We start from the raw sequence: 12,489 nt of genomic DNA on the forward strand, positions 1-12,489 counted from the left end.
AATGATAATTCAAGTGAAAATATGCCGCAGCGCGGCAACATCATCAATTAGCGCCCAACGCAACGGTGATAGATATCTAGGTTCTGCGGTATCGCAATGTGATCGGCTAAAGCCCGATCAGCATCGATTTTATCCTGTGTCGAATGTTCTGATGAGCCGGAAACCAAAAAAGTCACGGCGGGTTGTATTCTCAGGTCGGACTCGACGAGCTAGACGCAAGCTATCCATTGCACCATTGTGTGCTCCGCCCTTTGCAACACGCCGTTCACAATCAGTTTGTCCGAGAGCATCTGCAAGGTACGCGCTATCGGAACTCAGGCCGAGGTGTTCGTCAGACCAGCAGGATAAAGTGTACTCTCTAACATTTCCGGACATATGCCGAAGGCCCCATGTGTTCGCAGCATCTAATTCTCCAACGGGTATGGGCGCGTTTTGGTTGGCTAGGTAGGGCATTGATTGCCCTCGTCTTAAATGTTCTGTTGCCCGTCCCGAAAAATTCGCTTGATCTGAGGTCAGATCATCGCCCTGCGCAAAGCGCGTCGTTGTCCCTGCGCGCGCCGCATATTCCCATTCGGCCTCTGTCGGTAGACGATAAACGTCATCCCCGACCTGCGCATTTAGCCACGCAACATATTCAAGAATATCCAGATACGAGACGTTGATCACCGGATGATCGGGGCCAATCACGACGTAGCCTTGCCGCGTCAGGACGTTGATATCCGGGCTGTGTGAGCAACCACCTGCGTCGACACAGATCATCCATTCCGCGTAGGTAAGCTCGTTCCGAGCCATGGCATAAGGAATATCCATCACGACCTGATGGCGGGGATGCTCGCTCGGGATAATATTGATCTCATCAGGACCACGCACAGTACCCGTTGCGTCCGGGCCATAAATATCAAACGGGTTGCGCGATTCACCGAGGATAGCCCCCATCATAAATGACCCCAGCGGCATAACGATCATCTCTGGGCAATCGGCGCATTCTTGGAACATTTCAAGTTCGCCGACGGTCTGCCCGTCAGTAAGCTGATAGGTGGGGGCTGTTTCGGCTATGCTGGTCGTCGCTGCAAACACACATCCGAGTGCAAACAAAATTGTCTTAATCGTCGCGTTCATTTTGGACACACCCTCTGGCAGCAAAACCATATCACCGCAATCGCTATCAGTGCGCCGCACCCCAGTAAAGCATCGGATCAGGCGCCTAAGCCAGTGCCACCCAAATCAGCCGCGCCCCCGTCAGCACCAGCAAGACATAGGTCAGCCCAAAGAATAGCCGTTCGGGCACCACGTTATGGGCGCGCACGCCAATCCATCCGCCCAATAGTGCAAACGGGGCCAGCGCAAGGCTGCCCATGAGCGTGTCCCAAGTGAAGACGCCTAAAAACGCGTAGGGCAGCACTTTCATCCAGTTCACGGCCCAAAAAGTGACCACCATTGTCGCTTGATACGTGGTTTTGCTGAGCCCTTGCGACAGCAAGTAGACCGTTGCTGGCGGCCCGCCTGCATGGCTTATGAAGCTGGTGAAACCGCCCACAAACCCCGCGCCGCGTGCAAAGTTTTGCGAAAACGGGGCATCGCCGATCTTGAGCCACCCAAGCGAGCGACTAAACTGAAAGACCACGAAAGCGAGACAGACGCACCCAATCAACAGTCGGACAAAATCGGCGTCAACGACCGTATAGACCCACACAGCAAAGATGATCCCAGGCAACGCGCCCTGGATCAACCCCTTGGCCGATGGCCAATCCCATTTGCGCCAATAGGCTTTCATCGTCGCGACATCGACCAACATGTAAAGTGGAAGGATAATCCCAAGCGCAGCCCCCGGCGGTACGACCAGCGCCAGAATCGCACCGCCGACAAAGGCGACACCACCACCGAATCCGCCCCGAGATATGCCTGCAAAGACCATCGCGGGAATGCCCGCCGCGAAAAAATGCCAGTCGAGTTCGAACACGGCCACGCCTCTTAAATACCTTGGTTTCACCCTTTGTTAGCGCCTAACAGGATAATGGACCACATTACAATATGGGATGCCGCGATGCGGCACACTTGCGCAGGCGCGTTCAAAGGCTTACCCAATGTCGCAAATCGAACCACCAAAGGATCCATTTCAATGGCCAGACCCAAGATTGCTCTTATCGGCGCCGGACAAATCGGCGGCACGCTTGCACACCTCGCTGCGATCAAAGAACTCGGCGATGTCACATTGCTTGACCTCAATGACGGCGCAGCAAAAGGCAAGGCGCTTGACCTCGCCGAAGCCGGCCCATCTGAAGGTTTTGACGCCGAAATGGCGGGCACCGCAGATTACGCGGATATCGCAGGCGCTGACGTTTGCATCGTCACAGCTGGTGTTGCACGTAAACCCGGCATGAGCCGTGACGATCTTTTGGGCATCAATCTTAAAGTGATGAAAGCCGTTGGCGAAGGCATCGCAACCCACGCGCCAAACGCATTTGTCATCTGCATCACCAACCCGCTTGACGCGATGGTTTGGGCGCTGCGCGAATTCTCTGGCCTGCCCCACAACAAAGTTTGCGGCATGGCTGGCGTTCTGGATTCAGCACGTTTCCGTCACTTCCTTGCGGATGAATTCAAAGTCTCCATGCGCGACGTCACCGCCTTTGTTCTGGGCGGCCACGGCGACACAATGGTCCCACTGACACGCTACTCCACCGTCGCAGGCATTCCGTTGCCTGATCTGGTCAGCATGGGCTGGACGACACAAGACAAGCTGGATGCGATCGTACAGCGCACACGTGACGGCGGCGCCGAAATCGTTGGTCTGCTGAAAACAGGTTCTGCTTTCTACGCCCCAGCGACATCCGCCATTGAAATGGCAGAAGCCTACCTGAAAGACCAAAAACGTGTTCTGCCATGTGCAGCCCACGTTGACGGCGCTTACGGGCTGGACGGTTTCTATGTTGGCGTGCCAACAGTAATCGGCGCTGGCGGCGTTGAGCGCGTTGTCGAGATCAAGATGAACAAAGACGAGCAAGCCATGTTTGACAAATCTGTCGACGCGGTCAAAGGTCTGGTCGCAGCATGTAAAGACATCGACGGTTCACTGGCCTAAGCGCCATATCGCATCGTTTACACTAGGGCGCCCCTCGGGGCGCCCTTTTGCGTTTCGTATAGCTGACACTACCGCGAATCCCTCTATATAACTAAGTTCCGCGCGAACAACTTAGGTGACATCAAATTTGTGATCACAGCGCAAAAACGTGTGATCACAAATGTTCGATTATGCCCATATTTTTCATTTTTCAGTTACAAAACATTCATTCCTTGTGGTTTAGATAGGTCAACCGAAGCCAAATTGGACATGTCCCTATGAACATCCACGAATATCAGGCCAAAGCACTCTTGCGCAGCTACGGCGCGCCAGTTTCTGACGGCCGCCCTGTCACCCGTGCAGAAGACGCAAAAACCGCCGCTGGCGAACTTGATGGCCCGCTTTGGGTGGTCAAGGCGCAGATCCACGCAGGTGGGCGCGGCAAAGGCAAATTCAAAGAAGCTGACGCAGGCGAAGCAGGCGGTGTCCGTCTTGCTAAATCAGTCGAAGAAGCTGCCGAAGAAGCCAAAAAGATGCTGGGCCGCACATTGGTCACGCATCAAACTGGTCCCGTCGGCAAAGTTGTGAACCGCATCTACATCGAAGACGGTTCAGGCATTGAAACTGAAATGTATCTCGCCCTGCTCGTTGATCGTGCAACAAGCCGGATTGGTTTTGTTGTGTCGACCGAAGGCGGCATGGACATCGAGGAAGTTGCCGAAAACACCCCTGAAAAGATCCTGAACTTCACAGTTGATCCTGCGACTGGCTATCAGGCGTTCCACGGCCGCCGCGTTGCGTTCGCACTTGGCCTGAATGGCCCGCAAACAAAGCAATGCGTCAAACTTATGGGCCAGCTTTATACAGCCTTCGTCGAAAAAGACATGGAAATGCTGGAAATCAACCCATTGATCGTCACCGACGGCGGCGACCTCAAAGTGTTGGATGCCAAAGTTTCATTCGACGGCAACGCGATCTACCGCCACGCGGATATTGCCGCGCTGCGCGACGAAACCGAAGAAGACCCCAAAGAATTGGCCGCATCAAAGTTCGACCTGAACTACATCGCCCTTGAAGGCGAAATCGGCTGCATGGTGAACGGTGCGGGCCTCGCGATGGCTACAATGGACATCATCAAACTTTACGGTGCTGAACCTGCCAACTTCCTCGACGTTGGTGGCGGCGCGACCAAAGAAAAAGTAACCGAAGCCTTCAAAATCATCACATCTGATCCAAACGTCAAAGGCATCCTCGTGAACATCTTTGGCGGCATCATGCGTTGCGACGTCATCGCCGAAGGCGTAATCGCGGCTGTCAAAGAAGTCGGCCTGCAAGTGCCACTGGTTGTCCGCCTCGAAGGGACGAACGTCGAAAAAGGCAAAGAGATCATCAACAATTCCGGCCTCGCCGTGATTGCAGCTGACGACCTCAAAGACGGTGCCCAAAAAATCGTGAAAGCGGTCAAAGGGTGATGCAAAAGGCGGTCAAAAACCTGAGCATTGCATCGATAATCTCGTTGCTTGCCGCGTGTGCTACAGCACCGACGTCAACAAGTGACCAAACTTCAGGCGGAGCTCCTTCGTTGCGCGCTTCGCTGGTCAACACGACCGTCGAAAACAGTTTTGAGAACGCGATCGCCGCATGTGCAAATTACGTCGTCTCGGGTACAGCGCTGTCTTCACTCGGAAGTCACGGATTTCAACAATCCGGGACCAAACAAACTATCCGATTGGAAAACCCCAATGCGCTGGGAAACTCTAAAATTGTTGCAGTTCCGCGGCGTGGCGAGTGCCACGTCACGACATCGCCAGTAGCCTTCCGGGACATTAGCACCGTTACAAACTGGATAGAACCCGCCCTTATTCAAGCAGGTTTCACGAAACAAATTCGTCCACAAAACGAACACTTTGCAGAGATCCTTTTTGTAAAGAACGGTGTCACTGTCGACGTGCGTAGATCGACCGGTGCTGGCGAGTTCAACGTAATATTGAGGCGAGAGCAATAGCGCCGGAAAAACACTGCGGCGACGAGACGTCGCCGCAACGCAAACAGAAAACTTAGGAACCAGCCACATGGCCATTCTCGTAAACGAAAACACCAAAGTCATCTGTCAGGGCCTTACGGGTTCGCAGGGGACATTCCACTCTGAACAAGCCATTGCTTATGGCACAAAAATGGTTGGCGGCGTGACGCCCGGCAAAGGCGGACAGGTTCATCTAGACCTGCCGATCTTTAACTCGGTCCACGAAGCCAAGCACGTCACCGAAGCCAACGCATCGGTCATCTATGTGCCGCCGCCGTTCGCAGCCGATTCAATCCTCGAGGCGATCGACGCTGAAATGGAACTGATCATTTGTATCACCGAAGGCATCCCTGTGCTGGACATGATGCGGGTCAAACGCGCGCTCGAAGGTTCTGCCTCACGCTTGATCGGGCCAAACTGCCCGGGCGTGATCACGCCTGACGCCTGCAAAATCGGCATCATGCCGGGCCACATCCACAAACGTGGGTCCGTTGGTGTTGTGTCGCGGTCTGGTACATTGACTTACGAAGCGGTGAAGCAGACCTCTGATTCCGGTCTTGGTCAGTCAACCGCTGTCGGCATCGGTGGCGACCCCATCAAAGGCACAGAGCACATCGACGTGCTGGACATGTTCCTTGACGATGATGAAACACAATCCATCATCATGATCGGTGAGATCGGTGGCTCTGCAGAAGAAGAAGCCGCAGAATTCCTTGCTGATCAGCGCAAAAAGGGCCGCTGGAAACCAACCGCTGGCTTTATCGCCGGCCGCACGGCACCTCCGGGCCGCCGCATGGGTCACGCTGGCGCGATTGTTGCCGGCGGTAAAGGCGACGCGGAAAGCAAGATCGAAGCCATGAAATCTGCCGGCATCATCGTCGCAGACAGCCCCGCCACACTTGGCGAAGCTGTGCTCAAGGCAATCGGCTAAAAGACACCGCACGGTGCAATTCAATTGCGCCGTGCAATCAACCGCACGTAAGACGGTCTAGGATAGACAAGATGAAGTCACTGCAAATAATCCAAGCAGGAATTCGTTCTACGTTTGACTTTGAAGGTCAGGCGTCAAGGCGTGAGTTTTGGATATTTGTCCCCCCCTTACTCGTACTATCGTTTTGTGTTTATTTGGCCTTGATCCCATTCGCGAATTCAAAAGATACGTTTCTCGTCATTTTTGTCATTGCGGCAAGTATTTCAGCGCCGACTATGGCAATGGCTGCCCGCCGAGCAAACGAATCTGGATTGGGCTTAGCTGGTGCTCAGTATGGCCCCATGATCTCACTATTCGGGCTAGGCCTTTACGGATTCCATGTTTCCGAAATGCCACCAGACCCAGCAAGTACAGAATACTTCCCGGTGATAGCAGCCATCCTTTTCATCCTCGGCCTAGCAATATTGACCAAGATCGGCCTGAAACCACCTTTAAATCAGCCCCCCAATGAGGTTCTCTCATGAACGATCAATCACCTAACGACATTCTCCACGCCTCATCGTTCCTGCAAGGGCATAATGCGGAATATGTAGAACAGCTTTATGCGCGCTATGCTGACAACCCCAATGCGGTTGACGAAAGCTGGCGTGAATTTTTCAAGGCGCTGGGTGATGCTCCAACGGACGCCAAGGCAGAGGCCGCAGGCCCGTCTTGGGGCCGTATGGATTGGCCCCCGGTTCCCAACGACGACCTGACATCTGCGCTTGACGGCCAATGGCCAGCCGAACCTGAAGCTGCGGGTAAAAAGATCAAAGCGAAAGCCGCCGAAAAAGGCGTGTCGTTAGACGAAAACCAAGTGCGCAACGCCGTGTTGGACAGCATCCGCGCGCTGATGATCATCCGCGCCTACCGTATTCGCGGCCATTTGATTGCGGATCTTGATCCACTGGGCATGCGTGAGAACGTCCCGCACCCAGAGCTTGATCCAAAATCTTACGGCTTTACCGCCGCCGACATGGATCGCCCGATCTTTATCGACAACGTGCTGGGCCTCGAAGTCGCGACAATGAACGAAATCATGGCGATCGTGCAACGCACCTACTGCGGCACATTTGCCTTGCAATACATGCATATTTCCAACCCCGAAGAAGCGGGCTGGCTGAAAGAACGTATCGAAGGCTACGGCAAAGAAATCACCTTTACCCAGAATGGCCGTAAGGCGATTTTGAACAGCCTGGTGCAGGCCGAAGGTTTTGAAAAATTCTTGCACGTCAAATACATGGGCACCAAGCGTTTTGGCCTAGATGGCGGCGAAAGCCTGATCCCGGCGATGGAACAAATCATCAAGCGCGGCGGTCAACTGGGCATGGATGAGATCATCATCGGGATGCCGCACCGTGGGCGTCTTTCTGTTCTTGCGAACGTAATGGAAAAACCTTACCGCGCGATCTTTAACGAATTCCAAGGTGGGTCGTTCAAGCCCGAGGATGTCGATGGTTCCGGCGATGTGAAATATCACCTTGGCGCATCATCAGACCGCAGCTTTGATGACAACTCAGTGCACCTGTCGCTAACCGCCAACCCGTCCCACCTAGAAGCCGTGAACCCGGTTGTCTTGGGTAAGGTCCGCGCCAAGCAAGACCAAAAGAATGACGTTGATCGCACCCGCGTTATGGCGATATTATTGCACGGCGATGCGGCCTTTGCTGGCCAAGGTGTCGTAGCTGAAGGGTTCGGCCTGTCCGGCCTTAAGGGTCACAAAACAGGTGGCACGATGCATATCGTGGTGAACAACCAAATCGGTTTCACCACAGCGCCGCACTTTAGCCGCTCAAGCCCCTACCCTACTGATATTGCGCTGATGGTTGAGGCACCGATTTTCCACGTCAATGGCGACGACCCAGAGGCTGTCGTGCATGCCGCACGCGTCGCGACCGAGTTCCGCCAAAAATTCCACAAAGACGTGGTTCTTGATATCATTTGCTACCGCCGCTTTGGTCACAACGAAGGCGATGAGCCGATGTTTACCAACCCGGTGATGTACAAAAAGATCAAAAAGCAAAAAACCACGCTGACGCTTTACACCGAACGTCTGGTCAAAGACGGGCTGATCCCCGAAGGCGAAATCGAAGATATGAAGGCCGCGTTCCAAGCGCACCTGAATACGGAGTTCGAGAACGGTAAGACCTTTAAGCCCAACAAGGCCGACTGGCTTGATGGGAAATGGTCACATCTGGATCGCCAAAAGGAAGATTATCAACGTGGCGCGACCGCCATCGATGAAAAGACATTCCAAGAAATCGGGCGTGGTCTGACAACTGTGCCGGATGGTTTCCCTGTCCACAAAACCGTGAATCGCATTTTGGGTGCCAAATCTAAAATGTTCGAAAGCGGCGAAGGCTTCGATTGGGCCACGGGTGAAGCGCTCGCATTTGGGTCGCTTGTCACCGAAGGCTACCCTGTGCGCCTGTCCGGGCAGGATAGTACACGCGGGACATTCAGCCAACGCCATTCGGGTCTGATTAACCAAGAAAACGAAGATCGCTATTACCCGCTGAACAACATCCGCGAAGGCCAGGCGCAATACGAAGTTATCGACAGCATGCTGTCGGAATACGCGGTGCTTGGCTTCGAATATGGCTATTCACTGGCCGAACCTAACGCGCTGACCCTTTGGGAAGCCCAGTTCGGCGATTTCGCCAACGGCGCGCAGATCATGTTTGATCAGTTCATTTCTTCGGGTGAAAGCAAATGGTTGCGGATGTCGGGTCTCGTGTGTCTCCTGCCGCATGGCTACGAAGGACAAGGGCCAGAGCATTCAAGCGCGCGTCTGGAACGGTTTTTAACCATGTGTGGTGGTGACAACTGGATCGTTGCGAACTGTACGACACCTGCAAACTACTTCCACATTCTGCGCCGTCAGCTGCACCGCAGTTACCGAAAACCGCTTATCATGATGACGCCGAAATCATTATTGCGTCACAAGATGGCGGTTTCCAAGGCCGAAGAATTTACCACCGGGTCTAGTTTCCACCGCGTCTTGTGGGATGATGCGCAGCAAGGTAATTCTGACACCAAACTCGTCGCAGACGACAAGATCAAGCGCGTCGTGATGTGTTCAGGTAAGGTCTATTATGACCTGTTAGAAGAGCGCGACGCACGCGGCATAAACGACGTTTACATCTTGCGGTTCGAACAGTTCTATCCGTTCCCGGCCCAATCGGCCATGAACGAGCTGACCCGGTTCAAAAACGCCGACATGGTCTGGTGCCAAGAAGAACCCAAAAACCAAGGTGCTTGGTCCTTTATGGAACCAAACATCGAATGGGTTCTGACCCGGACCAAAGCCAAAACCACACGCCCTGTCTACGCAGGTCGCGCCGCAGCGGCATCCCCGGCGACGGGCCTTGCCAGCAAACACAAAGCAGAACAAGCGGCGCTCGTTAACGACGCCCTGACTATCAAAGGAACAAAGTAATGAGCACCGAAGTCCGCGTACCAACGCTTGGCGAATCCGTCACCGAAGCCACAGTTGCCACATGGTTCAAACAGCCCGGCGACGCCGTGGCTGTTGACGAAATGCTGTGCGAACTTGAAACCGACAAAGTCACCGTCGAAGTGCCATCACCCGTCGCAGGCACATTGTCAGAAATCGTCGCCGCTGAAGGCGACACTGTCGGCGTTGACGCGCTGCTGGCGCAAATCGCCGCAGGCGACGCAGCCCCTGCCCCCAAGACCGAAGCACCCGCTGCAGCCCCGGCAGCCGCACCCGCTGCCAAAGACGTTGAAGACGCCCCATCCGCGAAAAAACTGATGGCAGAAAACAACCTGTCTAACGTTACAGGCACCGGCAAAGATGGCCGCGTCATGAAAGAAGACGTGCTAAACGCACTGGCATCCCCTGCACCCGCAGCCCCGGCCGCACCGCGCGCACCAGTCGCTGCCAATCAGGTTGACCGTGAAGAGCGTGTCAAAATGACCCGCCTGCGCCAAACCATCGCGCGCCGCTTGAAAGAAAGCCAAAACACCGCTGCCATGCTGACCACCTATAACGAGGTCGACATGACCGAGGTCATGGCCCTGCGGAACCAGTACAAAGACCTGTTCTTGAAAAAGCACGGCGTCAAACTTGGCTTTATGTCTTTCTTTACCAAGGCATGTATCCACGCGCTGAATGAAGTGCCTGATGTGAACGCCGAAATCGACGGCACCGACGTTGTCTATAAAAACTACGTCAACATGGGCATCGCTGCGGGCACGCCCACTGGCCTTGTGGTTCCCGTGATCAACGATGCCGATCAGATGTCATTTGCTGACATCGAAAAAGCAATCGCGGAAAAAGGGGCCAAAGCGCGTGACGGAAAACTGTCGATGGCGGAAATGCAAGGCGGCACATTCACCATCTCAAACGGTGGTGTCTACGGCTCGCTGATGTCCTCACCGATCCTGAACCCCCCACAGTCCGGCATCCTCGGCATGCACAAAATCCAAGACCGCCCAATGGCGATCAACGGTGAAGTTGTGATCCGACCAATGATGTACCTTGCGCTGTCTTACGACCACCGGATCGTCGACGGCAAAGGCGCTGTGACGTTCCTCGTACGCGTCAAAGAAGCGCTCGAAGACCCACGCCGTTTGTTGATGGATCTGTAAACCACATGGCCCGGCGGACATCAGAACAGGTTATGGTCATCTTTGATCATATTTGGGACTGTTTTGATGCCGCCCGTGCCGCTCAGAAACATATGTACGACGACGCAACTTACAAACTGCGCGAGGAGCTCTTGATCAGTCATGAAGAGATGCGCGAAGCGGTCACTTCCAAAAAAATATCGGCCTCCGAAGCCCTCCATGGGGTTCGGTCAGCTTGGAGCTCTTGTCACTCGCTCTATGTGGAGTGCAAACACTCAGAAAGTGCGGCAGCCGAACAGTTTCTATCGCAATACCAGAAAATCACGGGCCGAAATTACTTTGATGACCAAAAAGACATTCGGGCAATGTAATGACAGTTTTGCCAATCATGCTCGCAGTTCGTTCAAGAGACCGAACCCACGTTTCACGTGGTTTGCGGGATAGCCGATCTATGGATATGTCGGCTAACGCCTGCAATTTTTTGACCTCTGTGGGTGAAGTGATGCTTGCGCAATTCGCCTGCAAAGGACCTCTTGGCCACTACCCAATCGCTCGCGTTATTGCTGGAGGCGCTTGATATGGTTCGCGATGAACGTATCCGTGCCCTCGCCGAAAAAGATGTGTTGTACCGACGCGAGCTGGGACGCCGGCGCAGGTTTCAACGGCTCTTGATCCAGGCGGAGGGGTTTAATGCCTATACCACGCAACCCGATTTTATGCCTGTCCGCATTAAGCGCTCTCCAGCTCCACGCGGCACGTTTCTGATCTGCGGAAGTATGGGCGGCGGCGATATGATTTCTAAGTTGGAATTTGAGGGGACATTGAGCTCGGTCAATTGCGACCAGATTTATATCAAAGATTTTGAAAAAATCTGGTATCAAAATGGGCTCATGGGGATGACCGAGAACCGGGAAGAAACAATCAATTTTCTGAAATCCCTCTTGCAGGACTTCCCACGTCCGCTCACGGTTTTAGGTGCAAGCGCTGGCGGGTATGCGGCGCTGCTGTTCGGGCATGCACTTGATGCTGAACGCATTGTGACATTTGGCGCGCAGACTTTGTTAACGCGTCACGTTGTCAGAGTTTATAGCGACCCGCGTGACCATCGCACCCGGTTTCGGCACGACATGCCGGAAAACGACCTTCGTAAAGTTCTAATAGAAAACCCTCTTTCAGGGCATGCAGAAATGCACTTTTCCGACAAAAACAAACTCGATACGAGACAACACGGCTATTTGGCTGATCTCCCCAATATCACCCAAATTGCGCATGACTCGCGACCGCATAATGTTTCAATCCGTTTGAAAGCACAGGGAAAACTAATAGACATTCTTGATCCACCTGAGGTGGCTGAACAAGAAGTGCGGCCAGTATCCCCCCTAAGTGACGGAGACAACTTCCATGCCAGCTGAACTCACCGTACTTGCCCTTGCGGCACTCTTGCAAGCGATCCAATTTTGCCTAATGGCCATTCCCGCCAATATCGAACTTGGCCCCGGCAAGACCGCCAGTCCACGTGACCCGCAACGCCTTGGCAAACCGTTGATGGACCAAGCCAGCGTTGGCACCGGCCGCCTGTTCCGGGCGATGAATAACCATTTTGAGGCGTTGATCTTGTTCACCATTGCCGTGGTCGTGATCACGCTTGGCGACAAGGGCACCGGGTTTAGCGCGATTTGTGCGTGGACCTATCTGGCCGCCCGCATTCTTTATGTCCCCGCATATTATTTTGGCTGGACGCCTTGGCGCTCGCTGATTTGGTTTGTGGGGTTTCTCTCGACCATGCTCATGATAATCTCGGCACTGTTCTAGACGCCGACTAAAAACCGACAAATGTCCGAC

General features: G+C 54.0%; 12 protein-coding genes. 10 read left to right on the plus strand and 2 right to left on the minus strand.

The features are described 5' to 3' along the window. Positions 1-129: 129 nt before the first annotated feature. Complete coding sequence (locus tag DS901_RS15210; RefSeq protein WP_181820889.1) at positions 130-1,119, minus strand: formylglycine-generating enzyme family protein; 990 nt, start codon at positions 1,117-1,119, stop codon at positions 130-132. 85 nt (positions 1,120-1,204) lie between these two features. Beyond that, a complete protein-coding gene (locus DS901_RS15215) occupies positions 1,205-1,960 on the minus strand; it encodes a sulfite exporter TauE/SafE family protein (protein ID WP_113778063.1) in 756 nt (251 codons plus the stop codon). Positions 1,961-2,119: 159 nt separating this feature from the next. Between DS901_RS15215 and mdh the strand changes: the two genes are divergently transcribed. The 10 genes from mdh to DS901_RS15265 all read left to right on the plus strand — a co-directional run bounded on the left by mdh (position 2,120) and on the right by DS901_RS15265 (position 12,459). Continuing rightward, on the plus strand, positions 2,120-3,082 hold the full coding sequence (mdh, locus tag DS901_RS15220) for a malate dehydrogenase (protein ID WP_113778064.1): 963 nt from the start codon (positions 2,120-2,122) through the stop codon (positions 3,080-3,082). A gap of 257 nt (positions 3,083-3,339) precedes the next feature. Next, positions 3,340-4,533, plus strand: a complete 1,194-nt coding sequence (gene sucC / locus DS901_RS15225; RefSeq protein WP_113777760.1) for an ADP-forming succinate--CoA ligase subunit beta — start codon at positions 3,340-3,342, stop codon at positions 4,531-4,533. Then, entirely contained in the window at positions 4,533-5,066 is a 534-nt protein-coding gene (locus DS901_RS15230) for a hypothetical protein (RefSeq protein ID WP_113777761.1), read from the plus strand. The genes sucC and DS901_RS15230 overlap by 1 nt, the downstream gene beginning before the upstream one ends. A 67-nt stretch (positions 5,067-5,133) precedes the next feature. Then, a complete protein-coding gene (gene sucD, locus DS901_RS15235) occupies positions 5,134-6,015 on the plus strand; it encodes a succinate--CoA ligase subunit alpha (protein WP_113777762.1) in 882 nt (293 codons plus the stop codon). A gap of 71 nt (positions 6,016-6,086) precedes the next feature. Beyond that, complete coding sequence (locus DS901_RS15240) at positions 6,087-6,539, plus strand: DUF805 domain-containing protein (RefSeq protein WP_113777763.1); 453 nt, start codon at positions 6,087-6,089, stop codon at positions 6,537-6,539. Continuing rightward, complete coding sequence (locus tag DS901_RS15245; RefSeq protein WP_113777764.1) at positions 6,536-9,493, plus strand: 2-oxoglutarate dehydrogenase E1 component; 2,958 nt, start codon at positions 6,536-6,538, stop codon at positions 9,491-9,493. Before DS901_RS15240 ends, DS901_RS15245 begins: the two co-directional genes overlap by 4 nt. Next, positions 9,493-10,668 (plus strand): 2-oxoglutarate dehydrogenase complex dihydrolipoyllysine-residue succinyltransferase, encoded by a 1,176-nt coding sequence (odhB, locus tag DS901_RS15250; RefSeq protein WP_113777765.1) that lies wholly within the window; start codon positions 9,493-9,495, stop codon positions 10,666-10,668. The genes DS901_RS15245 and odhB overlap by 1 nt, the downstream gene beginning before the upstream one ends. A 5-nt stretch (positions 10,669-10,673) precedes the next feature. Continuing rightward, positions 10,674-11,018, plus strand: a complete 345-nt coding sequence (locus DS901_RS15255) for a hypothetical protein (RefSeq protein ID WP_113777766.1) — start codon at positions 10,674-10,676, stop codon at positions 11,016-11,018. 162 nt (positions 11,019-11,180) lie between these two features. Next, positions 11,181-12,059: a hypothetical protein gene (locus DS901_RS15260; protein ID WP_147249948.1), complete on the plus strand. Its 879-nt coding sequence runs from the start codon at positions 11,181-11,183 to the stop codon at positions 12,057-12,059. Then, positions 12,049-12,459: an MAPEG family protein gene (locus DS901_RS15265; protein WP_113777768.1), complete on the plus strand. Its 411-nt coding sequence runs from the start codon at positions 12,049-12,051 to the stop codon at positions 12,457-12,459. The genes DS901_RS15260 and DS901_RS15265 overlap by 11 nt, the downstream gene beginning before the upstream one ends. The last annotated feature ends 30 nt before the right edge of the window (positions 12,460-12,489 follow it).

The sequence above is a fragment of the Loktanella sp. D2R18 genome (assembly GCF_003318235.1).
Lineage (GTDB): Bacteria > Pseudomonadota > Alphaproteobacteria > Rhodobacterales > Rhodobacteraceae > Yoonia.